The sequence below is a fragment of the Asticcacaulis excentricus genome (assembly GCF_003966695.1).
GTDB classification, from domain to species: domain Bacteria; phylum Pseudomonadota; class Alphaproteobacteria; order Caulobacterales; family Caulobacteraceae; genus Asticcacaulis; species Asticcacaulis excentricus_A.
Genome location: NZ_AP018827.1, coordinates 1528120 through 1551183, shown reverse-complemented (window position 1 = coordinate 1551183; position 23064 = coordinate 1528120). Strand labels below are relative to the sequence as shown.

Annotated in this window: 27 protein-coding genes; 25 read left to right on the top strand and 2 right to left on the bottom strand. The window is 62.9% G+C overall.

What is annotated here, in order from left to right; translation table 11 throughout:
- The first annotated feature begins 256 nt into the window (after window positions 1-256).
- Window positions 257-625: a hypothetical protein gene (locus EM6_RS07215; protein ID WP_126421449.1), complete on the top strand. Its 369-nt coding sequence runs from the start codon at window positions 257-259 to the stop codon at window positions 623-625.
- 147 nt (window positions 626-772) lie between these two features.
- Here EM6_RS07215 and EM6_RS07210 read toward each other — a convergent pair whose 3' ends face one another.
- The gene (locus EM6_RS07210) at window positions 773-2581 is read right to left on the bottom strand and encodes an ABC-F family ATP-binding cassette domain-containing protein (RefSeq protein ID WP_126421447.1); all 1809 of its coding nucleotides are present in this window, start codon (window positions 2579-2581) and stop codon (window positions 773-775) included.
- Between the two features lie 151 nt (window positions 2582-2732).
- Here EM6_RS07210 and EM6_RS07205 point away from each other — a divergent pair, with 151 nt between their 5' ends.
- Window positions 2733-3200, top strand: coding sequence for a YcgN family cysteine cluster protein (locus EM6_RS07205; protein ID WP_126421445.1), 468 nt, complete (start codon window positions 2733-2735; stop codon window positions 3198-3200).
- Window positions 3201-3305: 105 nt separating this feature from the next.
- On the opposite strand, the gene EM6_RS07200 is transcribed toward EM6_RS07205, so the two are convergent.
- The gene (locus tag EM6_RS07200; RefSeq protein WP_126421443.1) at window positions 3306-3911 is read right to left on the bottom strand and encodes a TetR/AcrR family transcriptional regulator; all 606 of its coding nucleotides are present in this window, start codon (window positions 3909-3911) and stop codon (window positions 3306-3308) included.
- A gap of 79 nt (window positions 3912-3990) precedes the next feature.
- Between EM6_RS07200 and EM6_RS07195 the strand changes: the two genes are divergently transcribed.
- From EM6_RS07195 to EM6_RS07090, 23 genes are all read left to right on the top strand, one after another.
- Window positions 3991-4902, top strand: coding sequence for an SDR family oxidoreductase (locus tag EM6_RS07195; RefSeq protein WP_126421441.1), 912 nt, complete (start codon window positions 3991-3993; stop codon window positions 4900-4902).
- Between the two features lie 291 nt (window positions 4903-5193).
- Window positions 5194-5586, top strand: coding sequence for a hypothetical protein (locus tag EM6_RS17345; RefSeq protein WP_172961157.1), 393 nt, complete (start codon window positions 5194-5196; stop codon window positions 5584-5586).
- Complete coding sequence (locus EM6_RS07190; protein ID WP_232037017.1) at window positions 5561-6787, top strand: DNA-packaging protein; 1227 nt, start codon at window positions 5561-5563, stop codon at window positions 6785-6787. Before EM6_RS17345 ends, EM6_RS07190 begins: the two co-directional genes overlap by 26 nt.
- Before the next feature lie 16 nt (window positions 6788-6803).
- Complete coding sequence (locus EM6_RS07185) at window positions 6804-8000, top strand: phage portal protein (protein WP_126421437.1); 1197 nt, start codon at window positions 6804-6806, stop codon at window positions 7998-8000.
- A complete protein-coding gene (locus tag EM6_RS07180) occupies window positions 7993-8217 on the top strand; it encodes a hypothetical protein (RefSeq protein WP_126421435.1) in 225 nt (74 codons plus the stop codon). The genes EM6_RS07185 and EM6_RS07180 overlap by 8 nt, the downstream gene beginning before the upstream one ends.
- Window positions 8217-8645, top strand: coding sequence for an HK97 family phage prohead protease (locus tag EM6_RS07175; RefSeq protein ID WP_126421433.1), 429 nt, complete (start codon window positions 8217-8219; stop codon window positions 8643-8645). The genes EM6_RS07180 and EM6_RS07175 overlap by 1 nt, the downstream gene beginning before the upstream one ends.
- A 27-nt stretch (window positions 8646-8672) precedes the next feature.
- Window positions 8673-9881: a phage major capsid protein gene (locus tag EM6_RS07170; protein WP_126421431.1), complete on the top strand. Its 1209-nt coding sequence runs from the start codon at window positions 8673-8675 to the stop codon at window positions 9879-9881.
- A 126-nt stretch (window positions 9882-10007) separates the two neighbouring features.
- A complete protein-coding gene (locus tag EM6_RS07165) occupies window positions 10008-10277 on the top strand; it encodes a head-tail connector protein (RefSeq protein ID WP_126421429.1) in 270 nt (89 codons plus the stop codon).
- A complete protein-coding gene (locus EM6_RS07160) occupies window positions 10274-10597 on the top strand; it encodes a hypothetical protein (RefSeq protein WP_126421427.1) in 324 nt (107 codons plus the stop codon). Before EM6_RS07165 ends, EM6_RS07160 begins: the two co-directional genes overlap by 4 nt.
- A 1-nt stretch (window position 10598) precedes the next feature.
- A complete protein-coding gene (locus EM6_RS07155) occupies window positions 10599-11024 on the top strand; it encodes a DUF3168 domain-containing protein (RefSeq protein ID WP_126421425.1) in 426 nt (141 codons plus the stop codon).
- 39 nt (window positions 11025-11063) lie between these two features.
- Window positions 11064-11471: a phage major tail protein, TP901-1 family gene (locus EM6_RS07150; RefSeq protein WP_126421423.1), complete on the top strand. Its 408-nt coding sequence runs from the start codon at window positions 11064-11066 to the stop codon at window positions 11469-11471.
- Window positions 11461-11748 (top strand): GTA-gp10 family protein, encoded by a 288-nt coding sequence (locus EM6_RS07145; protein ID WP_126421421.1) that lies wholly within the window; start codon window positions 11461-11463, stop codon window positions 11746-11748. Before EM6_RS07150 ends, EM6_RS07145 begins: the two co-directional genes overlap by 11 nt.
- Window positions 11741-11914: a phage tail assembly chaperone gene (locus tag EM6_RS07140; RefSeq protein WP_126421419.1), complete on the top strand. Its 174-nt coding sequence runs from the start codon at window positions 11741-11743 to the stop codon at window positions 11912-11914. Before EM6_RS07145 ends, EM6_RS07140 begins: the two co-directional genes overlap by 8 nt.
- Window positions 11907-12425 (top strand): phage tail tape measure protein, encoded by a 519-nt coding sequence (locus tag EM6_RS07135; RefSeq protein ID WP_126421417.1) that lies wholly within the window; start codon window positions 11907-11909, stop codon window positions 12423-12425. Before EM6_RS07140 ends, EM6_RS07135 begins: the two co-directional genes overlap by 8 nt.
- A 3-nt stretch (window positions 12426-12428) precedes the next feature.
- Window positions 12429-13031: a DUF2460 domain-containing protein gene (locus tag EM6_RS07130; protein WP_126421415.1), complete on the top strand. Its 603-nt coding sequence runs from the start codon at window positions 12429-12431 to the stop codon at window positions 13029-13031.
- Window positions 13032-13151: 120 nt separating this feature from the next.
- Window positions 13152-13730 (top strand): baseplate hub protein, encoded by a 579-nt coding sequence (locus EM6_RS07125; RefSeq protein ID WP_331875735.1) that lies wholly within the window; start codon window positions 13152-13154, stop codon window positions 13728-13730.
- Window positions 13727-14266 carry a peptidase P60 gene (locus EM6_RS07120; protein ID WP_126421411.1) on the top strand — a complete coding sequence of 180 codons (540 nt, stop codon included), beginning with the start codon at window positions 13727-13729 and terminating at the stop codon, window positions 14264-14266. Before EM6_RS07125 ends, EM6_RS07120 begins: the two co-directional genes overlap by 4 nt.
- Window positions 14254-17919: a baseplate multidomain protein megatron gene (locus EM6_RS07115; RefSeq protein ID WP_126421409.1), complete on the top strand. Its 3666-nt coding sequence runs from the start codon at window positions 14254-14256 to the stop codon at window positions 17917-17919. The genes EM6_RS07120 and EM6_RS07115 overlap by 13 nt, the downstream gene beginning before the upstream one ends.
- A 67-nt stretch (window positions 17920-17986) precedes the next feature.
- Window positions 17987-18940 (top strand): DnaJ C-terminal domain-containing protein, encoded by a 954-nt coding sequence (locus tag EM6_RS07110; RefSeq protein ID WP_126421407.1) that lies wholly within the window; start codon window positions 17987-17989, stop codon window positions 18938-18940.
- A 164-nt stretch (window positions 18941-19104) separates the two neighbouring features.
- Entirely contained in the window at window positions 19105-19449 is a 345-nt protein-coding gene (locus EM6_RS07105; protein WP_126421405.1) for a hypothetical protein, read from the top strand.
- Window positions 19449-20129, top strand: a complete 681-nt coding sequence (locus EM6_RS07100; RefSeq protein WP_126421403.1) for a response regulator transcription factor — start codon at window positions 19449-19451, stop codon at window positions 20127-20129. The genes EM6_RS07105 and EM6_RS07100 overlap by 1 nt, the downstream gene beginning before the upstream one ends.
- Window positions 20130-20171: 42 nt before the next feature.
- Window positions 20172-21581, top strand: a complete 1410-nt coding sequence (locus EM6_RS07095) for a sensor histidine kinase (RefSeq protein ID WP_126421401.1) — start codon at window positions 20172-20174, stop codon at window positions 21579-21581.
- Window positions 21582-21658: 77 nt separating this feature from the next.
- The gene (locus EM6_RS07090) at window positions 21659-23014 is read left to right on the top strand and encodes a hypothetical protein (protein ID WP_126421399.1); all 1356 of its coding nucleotides are present in this window, start codon (window positions 21659-21661) and stop codon (window positions 23012-23014) included.
- The last annotated feature ends 50 nt before the right edge of the window (window positions 23015-23064 follow it).

The window sequence follows — 23064 nt, the reverse complement described above, 5'->3', positions numbered from 1 at the left end:
ACGGCTCAATGGGGTGCGCTATTGCAAACGCAATTGCTCCAAATTCTTTGAATATGGATAATATTCGGGATAAATTAATCAGAAATAGCGCTATTGATGCTGATGCATTAATATTTTAAATAAAAAATAAACATTAGGGGATGTGATTTGTATGAATATATTAAAATTTATTTTCCCAATCTGTAGTTATAAAATCTATTTAAATATAGATCCTGAAAACATATTTGAAATTTTGAATTCTCAAACGGATCGGGATATGGCATTGGTTTACATGCCCGAAGACACGAGGCCATGGCAAGGCAAAATAGAAGCTAATAGGTTTAAAATACGAAACGTGATATCAACGTTTTCTCATGGGCGCTCATATTCCCCAGTTGTATCTTTAGGAAGGTTGAAAAAGGTGCCGGGCGGCACACGGATTGAAGTCTGGCAAAGATATTCCGCCATACATATCGCAATGATGATTGTATTGTTGTCTGGGGTAACGATAATATTTGGACAGAAATTGAATAATGTTTACGGATATTTACCGGCACTTTCATTTTGGCTCATGTTCTCTTTTATCTTCCCTTATTTTTCCGGAAGCCAAGAGCGCGCGCTCCGGGCATTAATCAGCGCCTGGTAGACAGAGTCAGTGGCCTACCCAAGCCGCTTGTCGCCACTTTCCAAAAGCTGAAATTACTGAAAATATATTGAGATATAATACTTTGTTATTGATCAAACTCCGAGGCTCGGCAATTTTACGCACACCTGCCTTGGCTGCAAACCTGCTTTACTTCAACGTCTCGCGCTTTTCCTCAAGCTCCAGCCACTCCATCTCGCCGTTTTCGAGATCGGCCCGCACCTTTTCGAGCGCCTTCATGGTGGCGTCGAAGCGTTTGGGGTCCTTGGCGTAGAGGTTGGGGTCGTTCAGCGTCGCCTCCAGCTTTTTGATCTCGGCCTGCCATTGCGGCATCAGCTTGTCGAGGTCTTCGAGGCGCTTCTGATCCTTATAGCTGAGCTTTTTGGCCGGGGCCTTGGGCGTAGGGGCAGCGGGCGTTGCGGTTTTGGTCGCGGTCTTCCCTGCCGGAGCCTTGTGGCTCAGTTGCTCGAAAAAGTCCGGATTTTGCCGCAGGAAGTCCTGCCAGCCGCCGGGGGTTTCCACCGCCTTGCCCTTACCATTCAGCGCGAGCGTCGAGGTGGCCAGTCGGTCGATAAAGTCACGGTCGTGGCTGACCAGAATCAGCGTGCCGTCATAGTCGGCCAGCATCTCTTCCAGCAGGTCCAGCGTGTCCATATCAAGGTCGTTGGTCGGCTCATCGAGCACCAGCAGATTGGTGGCAGAGGCCAGCGCGCGGGCCAGTTGCAGGCGATTGCGCTCGCCGCCCGACAGGGATTTCACCGGCTGACGTAACTGGTTTTCGCGAAACAGAAAGTCCTTGGCATAGGCGGCGACGTGGCGCGGTTGCCCCTGCACCATGATCTGATCCGAGCCGGAATTGGCCAGCGCGTCCCACAGGGTCTCATCGCCTTTCAGCGTGTCGCGCCCCTGATCGAGATAGGCGACTTCCAGCGCCGTCCCCAGACGAATTTCGCCCTCATCCGGCGCGATCTGCCCGATCAAAAGCTTGACCAGGGTCGATTTGCCGGCGCCGTTCGGCCCGACAATAGCCAGCCGGTCGCCACGCAGGATGCGCGTCGAAAAGCCTTTCAGCAGCTCCTTGTCACCAAAGCCTTTGGAGATGTTTTTCAGCTCAGCCACCAGCTTGCCCGACGTGCCGCCGGAATCAATGCTCATTTCCAACTGACGCGGCAGTTGCTTGGTGCGCTCCATCTTTTCGGCGCGCATGGCCTGAAGCCGCGCGGCGCGGCCTTCGTTGCGTGTGCGCCGCGCCGTGATCGAGCGGTAGAAGGTATAGGTTTCGCGCTCGATGGCCTTTTCCAGACGGCGCAGCGACTCAGCCTGTTCCTCCATGATCTTTTCCGACCAGGCTTCAAAGCTGGCATAGCCGGAATCGAGGCGCATGATGCGGCGGTCGTGCAGCCAGTAGCAGCGCTGGGTGACGCGCTCTAGGAAGGTGCGGTCGTGGCTGACGATCAGGGCCGCGCCCTTGAACTGACGCAACTGGTCTTCCAGCGCCTCGATGGCAAAAATATCGAGGTGGTTGGTCGGTTCATCAAGAAAGATCAGGTCCGGGTCTTCGGCAAAGGCTTTTGCCAAGGCGGCGCGGCGCTTTTCGCCGCCGGACAGAGAGGCGCACTTCGTCGTCGGGTCGAGGCCGAAGGTGTAAAGCTCGGCCTCGGCGGTGTAATGCTCCGCTCCGTCAGAGGTCACCCAGTCGAGCACCGTGTCGCCGACGGGCTGCGGCTCCTGAAGCACATAGGCGTAACGCATCCCCTGCATGACGACGCGCTCACCGGAATCGGCCTCGATCAGCCCGGCCATTAGCCGCATCAGGGTCGATTTGCCCGCGCCGTTACGCCCGACCAGACAGGCCCGCACGCGCGGTTCCAGCGCGATATCGACACCGTCAAACAGCGGGTTAAGGCCGTCCATCAGGCGGACGTCTTTCAGGGCGAGCAGGGGGGCGCGTGTATTCATGGGGCGGGTGTAGCGGTTTCGGTGTTCTTTGCAAAGCGCTTCGATATAGGATAATGCGTACGAAAGTCCCCCTCACCTCAACCCTCTCCCTCAAGGGAGAGGGTGGCCCGCAGGGCCGGGTGAGGGGGCGAAACACCATAGTAAGTTCGTGATGACCCGACCCTTCTGGCAGACCAAGGCCCTTTCGCAAATGACCGTGCCCGAATGGGAGTCGCTGTGCGACGGCTGCGGTCTGTGCTGCCTGATCCGGCTGGAAGACGAAGACACGGGCGAAATCATCCCGACGCGCGTCCATTGCCGCCTGTTCGATTCCGGCACCTGCGCCTGTTCCAACTACCCGGAGCGGCACAAATACGTGCCGGACTGCATCAAGCTGACGCCGCACAATATCGAGGCGCTGGAATGGATGCCGGCTTCGTGCGCCTATCGCCGCCTGCACGAAGGGAAAGACCTGCCTGTCTGGCACTATCTGATCTGCGGCGACCGCGAAGAGGTGCACCGGCGCGGTGTGTCCGTCCGTGGGCAGACGATTTCCGAAACGGCACTGGAATATCCGGAAGACGCACTCGATTTTGCCGCCTTCGACCTGCTGGAAGACATGTCCAACAAGGGCGAGTAGGGTATAGAGCGGGATGATTTTGAATGTAAGCCTCATCCCGCTCTAAATTTTTGTTTTATCGCGATATTTTTGTCGAAAACCGCTCACACTTTTCGACATATCGCTCTAGATTTCCGCCTTCAGCGCCGCAAAGGCTTCGTGCAGCAGATCGGCAATCGGACGTTTGCCGTTTTCGCGGTTCAGTGCTTCGAACGACAGGCGGATCGCCCCCATGGACAGCATGGCCACCAGCCGCAGCCCGGTTTCGCGCTGCGGGTCGGGCCAGCGCTGACGCAGGGCTCGAAACAGATCGTCCTCATGCTGAACATAGCTCGCCTGCTTGCGCGCCTGTACGGCCGGGATAGAGCGCATCAGCCGGTCAATCGCCCTCATCTCGTCGGCCGGAAAGCGGGCGCACACGGCGATCACCGCGTCGCGCACCGCATCGAGCGGGCGTTTATCGGCGGTTTCGGCTTTCAGGGCCGCCACAATCACTTCGCCCATACCGTTTTGCAGCGACAGCAGGATGTCGTCCTTGGACTTGAAATAATAGAAGAAGGTGCGGCGCGAAATGCCGGCGGCGGCAGCGATCTCATCCAGAGTCGTCGTCTCATAACCCTTTTGCAGAAACAAACCCATGCCAACATCGGTGATGCGCTGCAAGGTTTCGCGGCGCTTGCGTTCGCGTAGCCCGTCCTTGGGCGGGGCTTTCGGTTCTGTGTCGGGGGGCATAAAATTTCTCTTGGTGTAAAATTGCACTTAGTGTAATTCTATTTTACACCAAGTGTAATTTCATTGAAAGGGAAAGCCGATGGTCAGATGGACCGCCTCCAACATACCGTCGCAGAAGGGCCGTCTGGCCGTCGTTACCGGCACCGGCGGGCTGGGCTACGAGGATGCGCTCGCCCTGGCGAAGGCCGGGGCCGAAGTCATCATCGCCGGGCGCAGCGCTGACAAGGGGACGCAGGCGGTCAGCCAGATACGCACTCTGTTGCCGACTGCGCAGGTCCGCTTTGAGGCGCTCGATCTCGCCAGCCTGCGCTCGGTTGCCGCCTTTTGTCAGAGACTGAGTGCCCAGACCGATCATCTCGACCTGCTGATCAATAATGCCGGGGTCATGATGCCGCCCAGGCGGCTGGAGACTGAAGACGGGCTCGAGGTGCAGATGGGCACCAACTATCTGGGGCACTTCGCCCTGACGGCCGGCCTTATGCCCCTGCTGCGAAAGGCGGATCAGGCGCGCGTCATCAGTTTGTCCAGCGTCGCGGCACGCAGTGGCGTCATCGATTTCAATGATCTCAATGCCGAACGCGCCTATAATCCGATGCGCGTCTATAGCCAGTCCAAGCTGGCCTGCCTGATGTTCGCGTTGGAACTGCATCACCGCAGCGAGGCCGCCGGGTGGGGCGTGGCCAGTATGGCGTCGCATCCGGGTGTCGCGCGCACCGATCTGCTGCACAATGCGCCGGGCCGCAACAGCGCCATGGGCTTCACGCGCAGCGCCCTGTGGTTCCTGTTCCAGCCGGTATGGCAGGGCGCGCTGCCGACCCTGTTTGCGGCCACCTCACCTCTGGCGCGCTCGGGCGGCTATTACGGGCCTGATGGGTTGAGCGAGGTGCGCGGCTATCCGACCGAGGCCCGCATCCCCAAGGCCGCTCTTGATGCAAAAGCCTGTGCGCGTCTGTGGGACGCCTCTCAGGCCCTGACCGGCGTGACCTTCTGAGGCGGCGCGTCGCCATACAAAAAGAAAGGGGCCGCAGTTGCCTGCGGCCCGACTTTGAAAAAAATGGGTAAAGTACGCTTAAAAAACCAATGATGCTGAAAACCGCCGCATCGCCAATCTGTGCGAGACAACAGGTAGCATAACATTGTGACAGCTTTTTACAGGTTATATGCAAATTGGGCATACGACCTGTCCCCGCTATCCGTCCGAATTTCATAAATCAGATCATTGACTTGATTTTTATAAAGGCCGTTTTGTCCCCGCATTCCGGGGCCGGGCTATAAAGGGCGCATGGACGGACATGCGCTCACACTCTCAGAAATGCGGATCGAAATGCAATCGCAGCAGTCAGAACTACTGGCTTTTGGTCAGGAGCTGATACGCGATTTCGCCCGCGTCAAACATTCCCAAGACGAGGCCGGGATCGAACGCAAGGCGAAAAACCTCGCCCTTGTAACCAAGGCCGTACAGGGGGTGCATGAGCTCATTAGCCGTTTCGGAGAAACGGAAATGGATGACGGTGACACCACAACCCCCCTTCTCAGCCCCGAAGAGCGCAAGGCTCGATATGAAACCCGGCGCGCTGAGGTCCGGGCTAAACTCATTGATATCGCAACTCGAATGCGTGCCGACCTGGCAGAGCAAGCTGGATCAGTGGATGGACCAGCATCTGGTATCGGATGAGGATTTAGACTGGTTCGATCGCTGGGGCACGCAGGCGCACCCGCACCAGACGCCGCCGGAAGGCGAGTGGATGACCTGGCTGCTGCTGGGCGGGCGCGGGTCGGGCAAGACGCGCGCCGGGGCCGAATGGGTGCAGGAAATGGCCGAACCGGGCGTGCGGATCGCCCTGATCGGCCCCAGTCTGCACGATGTGCGCGAAGTGATGATCGACGGGCCGTCGGGCCTCAAAGCCATCGCAGCGCACGACGGGCGGCCCGAATACGAAATTTCGCGGCGGCGGCTCATCTGGCCCAACGGGGCGATGGCCTATGCCTTTTCTGCCGAAGACCCGGAAAGTTTGCGCGGGCCGCAGTTTCATTATGCGTGGGCGGACGAATTCTGCGTCTGGCGCAAGCCGGCGGAGACTCTGGCGCTGTTGCGCATGGGCTTGCGGCTGGGCCAAAGGCCCCGTTTGTGCGTCACCACGACGCCCAAACCCGTGGCGGCGCTGAGCAAACTGATGGCTGAGCCGGGGCTGGAAATCCGCCGCGCGGCAACCAAGGAGAACGCGCAATTTCTGTCGGACAGTTTTCTGTCCGGCCTTGAGACCCTCTATGGCGGCACGCGGCTGGCGGCGCAGGAGCTGGACGGGCAGGTGGTCGAAAATTCCGATCGCGCCTTGTGGCGCGCGGCGGATTTCGAGGCCTGCCGCGGCAATGCACCCGCCACCTTCGATGAGGTGATCGTGGCGGTGGACCCGCCCGTGACCCAGAATGGCGATGCGTGCGGCCTGATCGTCGCCGGACGGCGGGGCGATCGCGCCTATGTGCTGAAGGACGCTTCGGTGTCCGGCCGCTCGCCCACCGGATGGGCGACGCAAGCGGCGGCTCTGGTGCGTGAGCACGCCGTCCGGCGGGTGGTGGCCGAAGTCAATCAGGGCGGCGATATGGTCGAGACGGTGCTCAAAAGCGCGGGCGTTGAGGTGCCCGTACATAAGGTGCGGGCGCGCGTCGGCAAACGGCTGCGCGCTGAGCCGGTGGCGGCGCTTTATGAGCAGGGGCGGGTGGTGCATGTGGGTCAGTTTCCGTTGCTCGAAGAGGAGCTGATGGGGCTGGGTGACGGGTCGCTTGATCATTCGCCGGACCGTGCCGACGCGCTGGTCTGGGCCATCACGGCCCTGCTGATCGACGGTCGCGCCGAGCCGCGACTGCGGCGGATGTAACGTTTTTGAGGACACTATGACCTTTCTTAACGACCTGTTCGGGCGGCGAAGCCGTGCGCCCGAAATCCCGGAAACCAAGGAGTCGGCCTCGCGCGCCCTGATCGCCCTGACCGGGGCCGGGCGGCCGCAGTGGACGCCACGCGCCTATGAGGCGCTGGCGCGCGAAGGCTTTGCGCGCAACGCCGTGGCCTATCGCTGTGTACGGATGATTGCCGAGGCGGCGGCCTCGGTACCGCTGCGCGTCGATGTCAATGGTCGTCACGACCCCACGCATCCGCTGGCGCAACTGATGGAGCGGCCCAATGGCGAGCAGGGCGGGGCCGACCTGCGTGAGGCGCTGTATGCGTCTTTGCAAACCGCCGGCAATGCCTATCTGGAGGCGGCGGAACGCCCGGACGGTCAGAGGGAGCTGTGGGCCCTGCGCCCGGAGCGCGTGAAGGTCGTGCCCAATGCGCGCGGCTGGCCCGACGCCTATGAATACGGTGTGGACGGACGATCGGTGCGTATCGGGCGCGATAATGAGGGCTGGCCGAAGGTGTTGCACCTCAAACAGTGGCACCCGCTCGATGACTGGTACGGCTTTTCGCCGCTGGAAGCCGCCGTCTTTGCCATCGACGTGCACAATGCGTCTGGTGCCTGGAACAAAGCGCTGCTCGACCATTCGGCGCGACCGTCCGGCGCCCTGATCTATGGCGGCAAGGGGTCTGAGCGCCTGACCGAAGATCAGTTTGAGCGGCTGAAGGCGCAACTGGACGACACCCATACGGGTACGGACAATGCCGGGCGGCCCCTGCTGCTGGAAGGCGGGCTCGACTGGAAGCCGATGTCCTTGTCGCCGTCGGAAATGGACTTTATCGCGGGCAAGCACGCGGCGGCGCGCGAAATCGCCCTGGCCTTTGGCATTCCGGCGCAACTGCTGGGTATACCCGGCGACAACAGCTACGCCAATTACCGCGAAGCCAATGCCGCCTTCTGGCGACACACAGTCCTGCCGCTGGTCGAACGGACGACGCGTGGCCTGTCCAACTGGCTGGCGGCCAAATATCCGCAGGCGCGGCTCGTGCCGGAGCTGGATGCGCTGCCCGCCCTGTCGGTGGAGCGCGAAGCCCTGTGGGCGCGGCTCAACGCGGCGGCCTTTGTCAGCGAAGCCGAGAAGCGGCGGCTGGCGGGGCTGAGTGCAGCGGAAAAGCCTGAGGGGAGGGCCGATGACTGACATCTTCACCGGTGGCGTCATCGTCACCATCGTCCTGCAATCGGCGGCGGCCCTGATGTGGTTCGGTCGCGCCAGCGCGCGGCTCGATACGCTGGAGGCGCGCCTGCAACAGCAGGCGGGCGTGGTTGAGCGTCTGGCGCGGCTGGAGGAACAGGCGCTGGCCACCCGTGCCGCACTGTCGCGCATCGAGGCCAAGCTCGATCAGGAGCGTGGTTGATGGTGCCCATCGAAGGCTATGCCTCGCGCTTTTTTGAGCGCGATCTCAATGACGATGTGGTGGTGCCAGGCGCCTTTCGCGACAGCCTGATCCGTTCCGGGCCCGAAGGGGTGCGGATGCTCTATCAACACACTGTCCGCACCCCCATAGGCGTGTGGGACGAGGTGTATGAGGATGAGACCGGCCTGTTCGTCCGGGGACGGATCATTCCTGTCACACCCGAAGCCCGCATGGCGGCCAGTGTCGCCGAAGCGGGCCTGATCGACGGGCTCAGTATCGGTTTTGAGGCGCAAAAGACGCGCCCCGACGCCACGGGCCGCCTGCGGGTCTTAAGCGCCGTATCTCTGTGGGAGGTGTCGCTGGTGACCTTCCCCATGCTGCCCAGCGCGCGGTTCCGCGTGGCGCAAACCTCTTCGCGTCTCCCCTGAGGGAGAGCGGATTTTCAGGAGACATCAATGAAAGAAACCAAACACGCGGTCGCTTCGACCGAGGTGCGTGCGGCTTTGCACGACGTGCTGTCGGCCTTCGAGGCCTTCAAGACCGCCAATGATCAGCGCCTCAGCGCGCTCGAAAAGAAGTCGTCCGATCCGCTGATCGACGATAAGGTCGAGCGCATCGAACAGGGTCTGCAAAGCGCGCAATCGCGGCTCGATCGCCTGATGAGCCAAAAGGCGCGCCCCGAGCTGTCGGCCCCGTCGCCTCAGCCGGACGAAACCAAGTCCGCCTGGGACAGCTATATGCGCTCTGGCCGGGTGACGGTTGAGCTGAAGGCCGGGCTTTCGACCGGTTCCGGCACCGGCGCGCTGGCCCCCTATGAGACCGAGCGTTTTATCGAACGCCGTCTGGCGCAGGTGTCGCCGATGCGGTCTCTGGCCACGGTGCGGACCGTCGGCGCGGCCACCTTCCGTAAGCCGATTTCGACGGCGGGCGTCGCGGCGGGCTGGGTGGCGGAAACGGCCAGCCGCCCGGAAACCGACCCGGCCACCCTGTCGCTGATGGAGTTTCCGGCGGCCGAGCTTTACGCCTCGCCGGCGGCCACTCAGGCGCTTCTGGACGACAGCTTCATCAATCTCGATGAATGGCTGGCGGCGGAAATCGAAGATAGCTTCGCGGCACAGGAAACCGCGGCCTTCGTCTCCGGTGACGGCGTCAACAAGCCCAAGGGCTTCCTCAGCTATGCGACGGCGGCCAATCCTTCCGCGAGCTGGGGGCAGATCGGCTATGTGGCCAGCGGCGCGGCGTCGGGCTTCGCCGCATCGGCCCCGACCGACGCGCTGATGGACCTGATCTACGCCCCGGCGGCACAGTATCGTCCGAACGCGCACTTTGTGATGAACCGCCGCACGGCCGCGACGATCCGCAAGTTCAAGGACGCCGACGGTCACTACATCTGGCAGCCGACCCAGCAGGCGGGGCAGTTGCCGCAACTGCTCGGCTATCCGGTGCAGGAGATCGAGGCCATGCCGGACATCGCCGCCAATGCCACGCCGGTGGCCTTTGGCGATTTTGCGCGCGGCTATCTGATCGTCGATCGCGCGGGCCTCAGCGTGCTGCGCGACCCCTATTCGGCCAAGCCCTATGTGCTCTTCTACACCACCCGGCGCGTCGGTGGCGGGGTGCAGAATTTCGATGCGCTCAAACTCCTGAAAGTGGCGGCGTCGTAGTCGGATTACACCTCCCTGCCTCTGGCGGGGAGGGGGACCGCACGAGCCGAAGGCGAGATGTGGTGGTGGGGTGTCTTAGATCCCACCCCTGACCTCAACACGTTGAGATGTATAGGAACCTCCCTCATGTCTGATCCTGTGTTGCTCGCTGAAGCGAAGCTGTTTTTGCGCGTCACTCACGATGAGGAAGACGCGCTGATCACCACCCTTATAGCCGCTGCCGTAGCGCGACTGGAAACCGCGCTGGGCCTGAGGCTGGAGGCCGGGTCGCCCGCGCCCCTGCGTCTGGCTGTGCTCGATCTGATCGCGCGCGCCTATGACACGCGCGGCGAAGGCACGGTCTCGCTCGATGGTCTGGAGCCGTGGATCGCGCCCTATCGTGAGGTGCGGCTGTGACGCGGCTGTCCACGGCGCAACTCAAAACCCCGGCGCGGGTGTTCACCCTTCTGCGCACCGAAACGCCCTTCGGAGGCATCACCGAAACGCGCCGCTTCGAAGGCGTCACCTGGGGCGAATTTACCCCACGCCCACCCACCGAAGCGCCGGCGGGTGAGGGTGTCCTGCGTTTTCGTCAGTACGCGGAATTTACCTGCCGGTCGGCGGCTCCTGCTGTGCGCGGCAGCGTGCTGACGATCCGTGGCGAAGACTGGACCGTCCTGTCTGTGTCGTCGGATGCCGATGACCAAACCCTGATGACCCTCGAAAGGAGGCGGTAAGATGCCGCTCGATCCTCAACCGCTCGACCCTTTGCGCGACCTGCAAAAAGGGCTCATCGCGCATCTCAAAGACCACGCGCCGTTGCAAACCTGGTTGGGGGCGCAGGTGCGTATCCACGACGCTGTGCCGCCTGAGCCCGTCTATCCCTACGTGCTCGTAGATCGTGTCGAAGCGCAACCCTTCGGCGGTGTCGGCGTCGCCGCGACCGAACAGGCGGTGACGTTGCGCGTCGTCTCCGATTTCGACGGCACCGAAGAGGCGCGCGCCATCGCCAGCGAACTGCGCGTGGCGCTCGATCAGGCGCAGGTGCCGCTCGACAGCCACCATCTGGTCAGCCTGCGTGTCACCTATCTCGATGTGTTTCGCGGCGCGGATCGGACGGTCTTTGCGCTTCTGCGATTGAGGGCTGTGACAGAACCGATCTGACATTTCCGACTCTGATTTTTCAAAACAAGGAACGCTCACATGGCCCTGCAAAAAGGCCGCGACATGCTGCTGAAAATTTCGGACGGGACGGGCTTCGTCACCGTGGCCGGATTGCGGGCGCGCACCGTGTCGCTCAATGCCCGCACCGTCGATGTCACCGATTCCGACAGCCCCAATGGCTGGCGCGAACTGCTGGCCGGAGCGGGGGTCAGGTCGCTGTCCGTCTCCGGTTCCGGCGTGTTCAAAGACGCCGCCTCCGATGCGCAGATGCGCGACGCCTTCTTCGCCCAGACGGCCCGCACCTGGCAGATCGTCGTGCCCGGTTTCGGCGTCTTCAGCGGGGCGTTTCTGATCGCCGCGCTGGAATATGCCGGTGAGCACGACGCGGAGGCGACCTTCGCCCTGACGCTCGCTTCGGCGGGGGAGGTGGCCTTTGATGCGCTGTGAGCCCGCCAATACCGCGCGTGGCGAAGTGTCGGCGACGCTGGGCGGACAGTCTGTGCGTCTGTGCGTGACACTGGGGGCGCTGGCGCAGCTTGAGGCGCATTTCGGCGTGCGCGGCTTTGCCGCCCTGGGGCAGGCCCTGACGCAGATGGGGGCGCAGGATGTCTGCGTTGTTCTGAGCGCGCTGGCGCTGGATGATCTGCCGCCGCCCGACGCTTTCAGCCTGAGCGAAGCCGTCGTCGCCATCGTCGCCGCCGTGCGGGCCATGACCCATGACTGAGTGGGCGGCGATGCTGCGCTTTGCCGTGCGCGAGTGCCATCTGAGGCCTGCCGATTTCTGGCGCTTAAGCTGGCGTGAATGGCTGTGGCTGACAGCCACGCCAACACGCCCAGTCCTGTCACGTGACGTGTTCGAAACAATGAAGAAGGCCTTCCCCGATGACTGACACCCCCTTGAGCGGTCTGACGCAACAGGCCAATGAAGCCGCCGTCGCCTTGCAGGCGCTGAAAGGCCCGGCGGAGGAGACGGCGGCCAGCATCGAAGCCGCCTTCGGCAAGGCCGGGGAGTCGCTGGCGCGCAGCCTGAGCCGCGCGGCGAAGGACGGTGAAATCAGCCTCAATGAACTGGCCTCGGCCCTGATCAGCGCCCTCAATGCGGCGGGCGCCACCTCAAGCAGCGGATCGCTCAGCGCGGTGCTGGGGGAGGTGTTTTCGGGCCTGTCCGGTTTCGCCGGGGCGCGCGCCGACGGTGGTCCGGTGACCGCGGGCGGCGCCTATCTGGTCGGGGAGCGCGGGCCGGAATGGTTCCGCCCGGCCACGTCGGGGCAAATCGACACGGCCACGGGGCCAACGGTGCATCTGACGCTTAATCTGAGCGGTGGACAAGACAGTCTTGTCCGATCTGAAACACAGATCGCCACGGCGCTGCAACGCGCGGTTCGTCTGGGGATGAGGTAGGCCATGTTCCACGAAGTGACCTTTCCGGCGCGGCTGGCCTTCGGCTCAGGGGCCGCGATCGAACGCCGCGTGCGCGTGACGACTCTGGCGTCGGGTTATGAGCAGCGGGTGAGTAGCTGGGCGCTGGGGCGGCGGCGCTACCTGATCGGCGCGGGTATCCGGCGTATGGCCGATGCCTCGGCGCTACTGGATTTCTTCGAGGCGCGCGAAGGGCCGTTATTCGGTTTTCGCTTCCACGATTTCAGCGACGGCCGTAGCGGTCCTACCGCCGCGCCGACCGATCAGGTGATCGGCACGGGCGATGGCCACACCCGCGACTTTCAGCTCTGTAAAACCTATGGCGCGGTGGTTCGGCCCATCCGCAAACCCGTCGCGGACAGCGTGCGTGTGGCGGTCAATGGCGTCGAACGGTTAAGCGGTTTCGACATGGATCACACGACCGGTATGGTGAGGTTTGCGGTGCCCCCCGCAGAAGGGGCAACGGTCACCGCCGGCTTTCACTTTGATGTGCCGGTGCGCTTCGACAGTGACCGCATCGACCTGACCCTGGAAGGGTTCGACGCCGGTCGCGTGGCGGCCATACCGCTGATCGAGATCCGGGTATGACCGGCATATTCGCAAGGAGGGGAACCCGTCATGCGTGAGATACCTGCCGCTCTTTCGGCGGCCTTCGACAGCGGTGCCGTGACGCTGTGTCAGGTGTGAATACTGACCCGCGCCGATGGGGTGAAGCGGGGCTTCACCGACCACGATCAGGACCTGCACGTTCAGGGCGTCACCTGCGCGGCCAGCAGCGGCTGGACCGCCGGAGCGGCGCGCAGCGAGCTGGGTCTGGACAATGGAGATAGGTCTGTCTCTGGCGTGCTTTCGGACGTTGATCTGCGGGCTGAGGATATCCGCGCCGGGCTTTATGACGGGGCGCAGATCGACACCTATGCGGTGGATTGGCGCAACAGCGACATCTTCGTGCCCGTGAGTTCCGGCACGCTGGCGCGCATCGAAATGCGCGGGCAGGATCAGGCGGCGTTCGTCGCCCATGTCGAAGGTCCGGCGGCGCGGCTTCAGCGGAGTATCGGGCGGCGCTATACACCGCTGTGTGACGCGCAACTGGGCGATGCGCGCTGTGGGCTCAGCGATCCGGTGGGCACCTGCGACAAACGCTATGCGACGTGCCGCGATGTGTTTGCCAATACCCTCCATTTTCGCGGTTTTCCGGACCTGCCCGGTGAGGATTTTATCACCCTCTATCCGCGCTCAGGGGACGCGCTGGATGGTGCGTCGCGCGGCGGGACGGGGCGGCTGTGAGGCGGCAGATCGTGGCCGAGGCGCGGCGCTGGCTCGGCACGCCCTATCAGCATGGTCAAAGCGTTTGTGGCGTCGGTTGCGACTGTCTGGGGCTGATCCGCGGCGTGTGGCGCGGCCTCTACGGGCCTGAGCCGTGGGCGCTTGATCCGTACACCGGCGACTGGGCGGAATGTAGCGGTGAGGAGCGGCTGAAAACGGCCTGTGATCGCTGGCTGCGGCCCGTCGCGCTCACGGCCGCACAGGCGGGGGACGTGCTGATCTTCCGTATGCGTGACACGGCGGTGGCTAAGCACGCGGCGATCCTCAGCACGGGCCCTATCGAAGACCCGCGCGCGCAACTGATCCACGCCTATTGGGGTCACGCGGTGACCGAAACCTGGCTGGGGCGCTGGTGGCGACGGCATCTGGTCGCGGCCTACGCCTATCCGGACGCCGCACATTTAACCCCATCGTCTTCGAGACGGGACGGTCTCGAATCCACCTCCCCTAAAATTAGGGGAGGCGCTTTTCGCAGAGATTTATCATGGCACAACTGACGCTGAGTACATTGGGCGGGGCCCTGGGTGGACCGGTGGGTGCGGCCATTGGCGGGCTGATCGGCAATGCCATTGACCGCACACTGATCAATGGCCTGTCGCCCGTGCGGCAGGTCAGGCCGCGTTTGCAGGGCGTGCGCGTGGCCGCCGCCGATCAGGGCGCGCCGATGGCGCAGGTCTATGGACGCGGGCGCGTCGCCGGGACCGTGCTGTGGAGCGCGCGGCTGAAAGAAAACCGCACAAGGACGCGCGCCTCCAAGAGTACGCCGCAGACGGAAAGTTTCAGCTATTCGCTGTCCTTTGCCGTTGGCCTGTGCGAAGGCCCGATTGACGGCATCGGGCGCATCTGGGCCGATGGGCAGTTGCTCGATCAGACAGGGCTGTCTTATCGGCTCTATCGCGGCGAAGCGGATCAGATGCCCGATCCGCTGATCAGCGCCATCGAAGGCGATGCGCCGGCCTATCGCGGCTTGGCTTATCTGGTGTTCGAAGACCTGCCGCTGGCCGCCTTTGGCAATCGTCCGCCCAACCTGTCGGTAGAGGTGTTTCGACGCCCGCCGGGTGAGGGGCTTGAGACGCTGATCGACGGGGTGTGCCTGATCCCCGGCGCGGGGGAGTTCGTCTATGCGACGACGCACAATGCCGTGCGCGAAGGCCTGAGCGGCGCGCGCTGGGAGACGCTGAACACCGCCGACGGGCGGCCGGATTTTCTCGTCTCGCTCGATCAGCTTGAGGCGCACCTGCCCAACGTAAAGCGCGTCAATCTGATCATAAGCTGGTTTGGTGACAGTCTGGAGGCCGGTGTATGCCGCCTGCGGCCCGGTGTCGAACAGGCGATCAAGCGCACAGAACCCGAAGTGTGGTCCGTGGCCGGCATCGGACGCGACGCGGCGCACCTGATCAGCACGCAGGACGGTCGCCCTGTCTATGGGGGCACGCCGTCCGATGCGTCAGTGATCGCCGCAATTCGTCTGCTGAAACAGCGCGGTTACGAAGTGACTTTGGTGCCCTTCATCCTGATGGATTGCGAAGGCTTTCCCTGGCGAGGGCGCATCATTTCGGCGCATAATCTGACACCGCAGGCGGCGTTGGACGTGGACAGCTTTTTTGGCACGGCGGACGGCTGGGGGCTGCGGCGGTTTGTGCGCCATCTGGCCGAGCTGGCGGTCGCGGCGGGTGGCGTCGATGCCTTGCTTTTGGGCTCTGAGTTGCGCGGGATTACCACCCTGCGCTCGGATGCCGTCACCTATCCGGCGGTGGCCGCGTTCAAGGCGCTGGCGGCGGACATTCGCGCCATCGTCGGGCCGCAGACAAAGCTGTCCTATGCCGCCGACTGGAGCGAATATTTCGGTCATCACGTCGGCACTCATGCTGTGTTTCACCTCGACCCGCTGTGGGCCGATGCGAATATCGACTTTGTCGGCATCGACTGGTACGCTCCGCTCACGGATTGGCGCGATGGTGTGCACCTCGATGCGGCGCTGGCGCAGACGCCCTATGATCCCGACTATCTGCGCTCGCGCGTGCGTGGCGGTGAGGGGTTTGACTGGTTTTATGCCTCTCAGGCAGACAGAGACGGACAGGTCCGTTCACCTATCGCCGATGGAGCCTTTGGCGAAGACTGGATGTTCCGCCCGAAGGATATTCATGGTTGGTGGAGTCATCTCCATCACGATCGTCCGGCGGGCGTGCGACAGGCGACGCCGACGGCGTGGGTGCCGCAATCTAAGCCTGTGCGTTTCATCGAATATGGCTGCGGCGCGATAGATAAGGGGCCGAACGCGCCCAACCTGTTTGTCGATCCCAAATCCTCCGAAAGCGCCATTCCGCCCTATTCCAGCGGGGCGCGGGATGACCGGGCGCAGCGGTCCTACCTGATGGCGCTGAGTCAGTTCTACGCCGATCCGGCCCATAATCCGCTGAGTTCTGTCTATGGTGGCCCCATGCTGTCGGGCATGGAGGTGTGGTGCTGGGACGCGCGGCCCTATCCGGATTTTCCGCAGCGGAATGCCGTATGGGGCGATGCCGGCAACTGGCGTACGGGGCACTGGCTGAACGGGCGCGTCGGGTCGGCTGAAGCAAAGGCGCTGCTGAACGCCCTTGCCGATCAGGCGGGGGTGACTCTCGACGTGAGCGCCGTCGAAGGCGTGATCGACGGCTATGTGATCGAGCAGCCGATAACAGCGGCGCGGGCGCTGGAGCCGCTTTTGTCCTACCTGGGGCTGGACCTGTGCGAGCGGGGGCATGGCCTGAAAGTCATAGGCGCGCCGACGGCTGAAGTCGTGTTGTCTTCGGACGCTCTGGCCGATCACGAGCGCGAGCCGGTTTTGGCGCGGCGCGAGATGATCGAAGCGCCGTCGGCCCTGACGCTGCGCTGTTACGATCTGGACCGCGACTATCAGGTGCTGGCGGTGCACGCGCGCTCAGAGGTCGAGGGCGGGCCGACGATGCAGCTTGATCTCGGTCTCACCCTGTCGGCGGCGCAGGCGCGGGCGTTTGCCCGCCGCACCCTGTCTGAGGCGCGGCGCGTGCGCGAAGCCGTGACGCTGGATGTCGGGCCTCTTGAGTTGCTGCGCTTTGAAGCGGGGGATGCGGTGCGCTTCGACGGGCGGCCCTACCGCATTGCCGTGAGCGAAGACGCTGAACGTCCAACACTTACCCTCGCGCCCCTGCCGGAACCGGCGGTGGTCATACCTTACGAACCGTCGGGCGGTACGACCGTCAGCCGGGCCCTGCTGACCGGGTTCTGGCTGCTCGACCTGCCGCCGTTCGGGGCCGATGAGCGCAACGGGCGACCGGTGCTGGCGGCGACCGCCGCGCCGTTCAGCGGCGTCGATATCTATGCCGGGACCTCTGCCAGCACGCTGACCCTGCGTGGCCGTGTCGATCAGGCGGCGGGTGTGGGGACGACGCTTCAGAGCCTGCCCGCCGGACAGGTTGCCAAGTGGAACAGACCGGCCTGTCTCGACATTTATCTCGAAAACGCGACCTTGCAGACGCGCTCAGAGGCTGATGTGCTGTCCGGTGAGAATTTTATCTGCGTTTGGGGCGCGGGGGGTGAATGGGAGATCATCCAGTTTCTCCGGGCACAGATGATCGCGCCGCGCCAGTGGCGCTTAGGCGGCCTGTTGCGCGGGCAATGGGGGACGCAGACCCAGCCGATAGACGAAGGGGCCTTGGTTATCGTCCTGCCCGAAGTCGTGCGGGCGGATGTTTTGGACGCCGAACACGGACTGCCGCGTCTGTGGCGGGCGGGGCTGTCGGGCTTCGGCGCGCAGGCGGAGGGCGCGATAGATATTGAGACGGTGTGGACCGGTATCGGCCTCAGACCGCGCGCACCGGTGCATGGGCGGATAAGGCGGGAGGCGGAGGGTTTGCACGTCCGCTGGATACGCTGTGCCCGCTATGGCGGGGATTCGCTCGATTACGAACCGCCGCTCGAAGACGGTTATGAGGCCTATCGACTGCGCTTTTATCAGGGCACGGATTTGCGCCGTGAGGTGGAGGTGACGCAGAGCGCCTTTATATATGGCTCAGACTCTATCGCCACTGACTATCCGGGCGGGTTCGATGCGCTCAGCCGGGTTGAAATCGCGCAGAAAGACCCCACATCGCGTGTTGGTTTGGCGCTGGAGATGTCTTTATCGGCTTGACTTGTGACGCATCCTTCGCCAACGGCATTCTCGTAATTGTGGCCGGTAATTGCTGAGGTTCCATTTCGTGGCAGGTGATCCCTATTCAGAACTCGGTGTGGCGCGCAACGCCAGCGCCGACGATATCCAGAAGGCGTTTCGCAAGCTGGCCAAGGAACTGCACCCGGACCGCAACCCCAATAACAAGGCGGCCGAGGATCGCTTCAAGCGCGTGTCGGCGGCCTTCGACCTGCTGAAAGACCCCGAAAAGCGTAAGAAATATGACGCGGGTCAGATGGATGCCGACGGTCGGGAAACCTATCGCGGCGGTTTCGGCGGTGGCGGGTTTGGCGGTGGGTCGTCGCAGGGCTATGGCGGTGGGGCGCGCGGCTCGTTCGACGGCGTCGATCTCGATGATATTTTCGATATTTTTGGCTCAGGGGCCGGGCGTCGCGCGGGCTTTGGGCCGGGCGGCGGTTTCGGCGCGCAGGCCCAGAAGGGCAGCGACCTGAGGATCAAGCTCGATATCGACCTGATGGATACCATCGCCGGCAATACGCGGCGGGTGCAACTGACCGATGGCCGTACACTCGACGTCACCATTCCGAAGGGCGCCAAGGATGGTCAGACCCTGCGCCTGAAAGGCCAGGGCGCGCCGTCGCCCAACGGGCGCGGGCCGCATGGCGACGCGCTGGTCGAACTGTCGCTGAAGCCGCATGGCGTGTTCCGCGTCGAAGGCAATGATCTTCATATGGACCTCTATGTGTCGATCCCGGATGCGGTGCTGGGCGGCAAGGTGCAGGCCCCGACGCCCGACGGCCCGGTCAATGTGACCATCGCCAAGGGCTCCAATTCCGGCGGTATCCTGCGTCTGAAAGGGCGCGGCGGGTATGATGCCAAGACCGGGGCGCGCGGTGATCTGTTTGCGCATCTGGTGCTGGCCCTGCCGGACGTGGTGGATGGCGATTTTGTCGCCTATGCCGAAGATTGGCGCAGGCAGGCCCCCTATACGCCGACCCATCCGGCGATGCGGAAGAAGTAGGGGTGGGTGCAGACCCTCCCCACCACCACATCTCACCTGATTGCGCTATGCTCATCAGGCTCGTGCGGTCCCCCTCCCCGGCATAGCCAGGGAGGTATGCATTTTAAGTTTTCCTTAGGGCCCTGTTCAGCTAAGGTTCAGGTCGGGGACTGTACAAAGTGACTATGAAACCGATCCTGACCCTTTCCGCCCTGCTGCTCGTCGGCGCACCGTTCGCTGCCGAAGCGCGCGAACGTGCCCCTTTCGGCTGGCCGCCGGCGCACGAAGAGGTGCGCCAGATGCCGCTGCGGCCGGAGGCGCGTCCGCGCTTCGATGAGGCCGAGCGCCTGACGGTGCAGCAGCGCTATTCCATCGACGACGCCATCACCCTGGTTGAACAACGCACGGGCGGACGCTACGTGTCGGGCAATCAGACCGGCCCTTCGACCTTTGTGATCAAGGTGCAGATCGGCCCCAATATCGTGACCTATCGCGTCGATCTCGCCAACCGCTCCATGAGTAAGATGTAATGCGCATTCTGCTTGCCGAAGATGATCCCGACCTGTCGCGTCAGCTCAAGGCCTCGCTTCAGGACGCGGGCTATGTGGTCGATCACGCCCCCGACGGCGAAGAAGCGCACTTTCTGGGCGATACCGAGCCCTATGACTGCGTGATTCTTGACCTCGGCCTGCCCAAGATCGACGGCGTGTCGGTGCTGGAACGCTGGCGGCGCGATGGCAAGGCGACGCCGGTGCTGATTCTGACGGCGCGCGGGGCGTGGTCGGACAAGGTGTCGGGCTTCGACGCCGGGGCCGATGACTATCTGACCAAGCCGTTCCATACCGAAGAACTGCTGGCGCGTCTGCGGGCCCTGGTGCGCCGTGCCGCCGGTCATGCGCAGCCGCTGCTGGTCTGTGGCGGGGTGCGTCTGGATCCGCGTGCGGCGCGCGCGTCGGTTAATGGCGAGCCGCTGCGCCTGACCTCGCTGGAATACCGGCTGCTGCACTATATGATGCTGCATCAGAACCGCGTCATTTCGCGTACCGAACTGGTCGAGCACCTCTATGATCAGGACTTCGACCGCGACTCCAACACCATCGAGGTGTTCATGGGCCGTCTGCGCAAGAAGATCGGTAATGAGCGGATTGAGACGGTGCGTGGGCTGGGCTATCGCCTCAAGCCGCTGCACAATGAAGTCAGCGAGATTTAGCACAGGTATGAGAACGAAGGTGCTGACGGAGGGGGGCGTTAAATGACAGCCGTCCTGACCCATCTGAAGCGCTTCATCAGCGTACTGATTTCCGGGCGCGGGTCGCTGGCCGGGCGGCTGATCCGGCTGGCCGCCATCTGGTTCATCTTTTCGCTGATCCTGATTTCAGCAGGCCTCACCGCCTTCTTTAACTACACCTCGGTGACGCGCTTTCAGGCGGGCATTTCGGACATTGTGCGCAACCTCTATACGCACACAGAATTCGACGAAGACGGGCGCATCCGCATCCCCGAACTCTACATCATCCGCACCGACGACATCTATTCCGGCCTCTACTGGCAGATTGTTGAGCTGGATGGTCAGGACCGCGTGATGGCGGTCTATAAGTCGGGCTCGCTGGCCGAGCGCGTGCTGCAAATGCCCAAGGCGCTCGATAAGACGACGGGTCAGCTTCAGTATTATAACGCCATCGGGCCGCGCGATCAGCCGCTGCGGCAGGCCACTGTTTATCTCCGCATTCAGGGACACAATCTGCTGTTTATGGCCGCCGAAGACCGTTCCGAGGTCGATCGCAATGTGGGGCAGTTTGCCCTGATTACCGGCGGGGCGCTGATCGTGCTGGCGCTGGGGTCGTTGATTGCCATCTACCTTCAGGTGCGTATCGGTCTTCGGCCCTTGTTTGCCCTGACCGACGAACTGCACGACATCCGCAAAGGCAAGCAGACGCGGCTCCTCAACACCTATCCGGCGGAAATCAAGCCGGTTACCGAAGAGGTCAATGGCCTGCTGGAATACGGGCAGGACGTGGTGGAGCGTCAGCGTACCCACGTCGGCAATCTGGCCCACGCGCTGAAAACGCCGCTGTCGGTGCTTTTGACCTCGGCGGGTGATGATCCGGCCCCTCTGGCCGATACCATCCGTAAACAGACGGCCCTGATGCGGGCCCAGGTCGATCACCATTTACGCCGGGCCCGCGCCGCCGCCCGTGCCCAGAATATGGGTGAGCGCACGCCGGTCGAGCCGGTGCTGGACGAACTGGCTGTCATGCTGGAGCAGGTGTTCCGCGACAAGGGCGTAACCATCGACTGGCGTGCGCCCGAAGACCTGGCCTTCCGCGGCGAAAAGCAGGATTTTCAGGAAATCGCCGGCAATCTGATGGAAAATGCCTGCATCTGGTCTCAGCGCCGGGTGCGCGTCACGGCGACGCTGGAGGACGAGGCGAGCGGCATGACGCTGCTGATTGAGGATGACGGGCCGGGGATGCCGCCGGAACGCTATGATGAGGTGCTCAAACGTGGCGCACGACTCGATGAGTCGGCCCCCGGTTCGGGGCTGGGCCTGTCGATTGTGGATGAGCTGGTGCGTGCCTATGGCGGCCGCCTGAGCTTTGACCGCTCAGGGATGGGTGGCCTGAAATGCGTTGTGATATTACCGGCCAATTTCATAGGCTGAGTAACGGCGGTTTGGGGTCAGAAAATATTAACCACGCGCCTCCCATATTTGACGGGTTGTAACAACGGCAGAGCCACATGGGCGTGTTATCGGAGAAACGGCTGAGCGCGGTTGGCGGGCTGGTGAAAACCTTGCCCGTAAACATTCTCCGTCAACTGAACACCAGTCTGGGCCTGACACACGACGCCGCTCTGGGCGAGGTGCGCGACCTTGTGGCGCGTCAGCTTGAGTCGCATCATCTCAAGGAACAGGTCTTCCGCCCCTTCGTGCCTTTGTTCATGGCGCGCGAAGACGGTATGGAAGGCGTTATTTTTCCACAGTGGCTGCTCGATCGTCTGTGGAGCGCGCTTGAGCGTGAAGAGGCGGGGCTGATGACGGAGGCGCGCCGCAGTGGGCACAGTCCCCGCAGCGGCGACCCGGTGCCCGTGCCCTATTTTCGTCTGGTCAATGCGGCGGCGGTCATCCTGCGGGAACGGCCCGAGACGGTGTTGCCGTCGGGTGAGGACGAAGACGAACTCGAAGAATTTGCCGCCTATCTCGACCTGCACCGCCTGTTGCGGGAAGCCCTGGCGCGGCTGCCCGACTGGATGGGGCGTATTGATGCCGAAAAGGCGGCGGCCATCCGCCTGATGTTCAAGGATGCGTGCAGCAAGACGCCGGACGGTGAGGGCGGGGTGCGCTTCCTCGAAGCCCTGCTGGCCAATATGGATGACGCCACGCTGGTGCTCAAATTTGTCGCCGTCATTTCGGATGGCGCCAATGACCGTTTCTTAAGCGAGTCGGAACTGGCCGGGTTTGGCGAGCGGGTCCTTGTCGCCGCCGAGGAGCGGATGAAGGTGTTTTCGGGGCTGATGCGGCGGCGCGACCCGTCGCTGCTGGGCGAGGCCGGAGGCTGGGTCGCCCAGTGCCTGAGTCTGGTCAGCAGCCTGCAAAAATCGGTCGAACTGACGCGCGACGGGCCGTGGGGCAAGCGCGTCCTGGTGATCAATCAGACGATCAATGGTCTGGTCGAAGACCGCCTGAAAGGCGTGGAAAAAATCATCGCTCAGGCCCTGCCGCTGAAGACCGAGCGCATTTTTGGCCGGGCGACGCGCGAGGTGCCCGACTATGCCGGGCCGAAACCGGCACAGACCGAGGCGGCGCTGCAAACCGTCGCCTTTATCAATCAGGTGCGCCCCACCGCCTCACAGGGCGGCTATCTCAGCCTGCTCAACAAAACGGTCGAAGCCGCCGAAGTGCAGATGGACGCCTATTTCACCGTCGTGCTGAGCGTCGCCGTGGGCGAAGATCCGTTCGATGCGCAGGCCGTGATGGACTGCTTTGAGCGCGTGATCGCCCTGATGGAGGGGCTTCTGGGGGAAAACAAGGCCAATCTGGCGCGACGTCGTGTCACGGCCGCCGATGTCTTCCGCGCACCAAAAACGGTTGCCTAAGGCGACGAAAACGGGCTTATGACACAGTCCCGGTGCGTTCGTTCCGGTCA

What these genes read in the sequence shown, in the direction of transcription:
- EM6_RS07195 (WP_126421441.1), top strand. Translation starts at nt 3,991, where the DNA reads ATGGTCAGATGGACCGCCTCCAACATACCGTCGCAGAAGGGCCGTCTG.
- EM6_RS07185 (WP_126421437.1), top strand. Translation starts at nt 6,804, where the DNA reads ATGACCTTTCTTAACGACCTGTTCGGGCGGCGAAGCCGTGCGCCCGAA.
- EM6_RS07095 (WP_126421401.1), top strand. Translation starts at nt 20,172, where the DNA reads ATGACAGCCGTCCTGACCCATCTGAAGCGCTTCATCAGCGTACTGATT.
- EM6_RS07190 (WP_232037017.1), top strand. Translation starts at nt 5,561, where the DNA reads ATGGACCAGCATCTGGTATCGGATGAGGATTTAGACTGGTTCGATCGC.
- EM6_RS07155 (WP_126421425.1), top strand. Translation starts at nt 10,599, where the DNA reads ATGCCGCTCGATCCTCAACCGCTCGACCCTTTGCGCGACCTGCAAAAA.
- EM6_RS07205 (WP_126421445.1), top strand. Translation starts at nt 2,733, where the DNA reads ATGACCCGACCCTTCTGGCAGACCAAGGCCCTTTCGCAAATGACCGTG.
- EM6_RS07115 (WP_126421409.1), top strand. Translation starts at nt 14,254, where the DNA reads ATGGCACAACTGACGCTGAGTACATTGGGCGGGGCCCTGGGTGGACCG.
- EM6_RS07170 (WP_126421431.1), top strand. Translation starts at nt 8,673, where the DNA reads ATGAAAGAAACCAAACACGCGGTCGCTTCGACCGAGGTGCGTGCGGCT.
- EM6_RS07215 (WP_126421449.1), top strand. Translation starts at nt 257, where the DNA reads ATGGCATTGGTTTACATGCCCGAAGACACGAGGCCATGGCAAGGCAAA.
- EM6_RS07145 (WP_126421421.1), top strand. Translation starts at nt 11,461, where the DNA reads ATGCGCTGTGAGCCCGCCAATACCGCGCGTGGCGAAGTGTCGGCGACG.
- EM6_RS07150 (WP_126421423.1), top strand. Translation starts at nt 11,064, where the DNA reads ATGGCCCTGCAAAAAGGCCGCGACATGCTGCTGAAAATTTCGGACGGG.
- EM6_RS07175 (WP_126421433.1), top strand. Translation starts at nt 8,217, where the DNA reads ATGGTGCCCATCGAAGGCTATGCCTCGCGCTTTTTTGAGCGCGATCTC.
- EM6_RS07165 (WP_126421429.1), top strand. Translation starts at nt 10,008, where the DNA reads ATGTCTGATCCTGTGTTGCTCGCTGAAGCGAAGCTGTTTTTGCGCGTC.
- EM6_RS07140 (WP_126421419.1), top strand. Translation starts at nt 11,741, where the DNA reads ATGACTGAGTGGGCGGCGATGCTGCGCTTTGCCGTGCGCGAGTGCCAT.
- EM6_RS07130 (WP_126421415.1), top strand. Translation starts at nt 12,429, where the DNA reads ATGTTCCACGAAGTGACCTTTCCGGCGCGGCTGGCCTTCGGCTCAGGG.
- EM6_RS07180 (WP_126421435.1), top strand. Translation starts at nt 7,993, where the DNA reads ATGACTGACATCTTCACCGGTGGCGTCATCGTCACCATCGTCCTGCAA.
- EM6_RS07100 (WP_126421403.1), top strand. Translation starts at nt 19,449, where the DNA reads ATGCGCATTCTGCTTGCCGAAGATGATCCCGACCTGTCGCGTCAGCTC.
- EM6_RS17345 (WP_172961157.1), top strand. Translation starts at nt 5,194, where the DNA reads ATGGACGGACATGCGCTCACACTCTCAGAAATGCGGATCGAAATGCAA.
- EM6_RS07105 (WP_126421405.1), top strand. Translation starts at nt 19,105, where the DNA reads ATGAAACCGATCCTGACCCTTTCCGCCCTGCTGCTCGTCGGCGCACCG.
- EM6_RS07200 (WP_126421443.1), bottom strand. Translation starts at nt 3,911, where the DNA reads ATGCCCCCCGACACAGAACCGAAAGCCCCGCCCAAGGACGGGCTACGC.
- EM6_RS07210 (WP_126421447.1), bottom strand. Translation starts at nt 2,581, where the DNA reads ATGAATACACGCGCCCCCCTGCTCGCCCTGAAAGACGTCCGCCTGATG.
- EM6_RS07090 (WP_126421399.1), top strand. Translation starts at nt 21,659, where the DNA reads ATGGGCGTGTTATCGGAGAAACGGCTGAGCGCGGTTGGCGGGCTGGTG.
- EM6_RS07135 (WP_126421417.1), top strand. Translation starts at nt 11,907, where the DNA reads ATGACTGACACCCCCTTGAGCGGTCTGACGCAACAGGCCAATGAAGCC.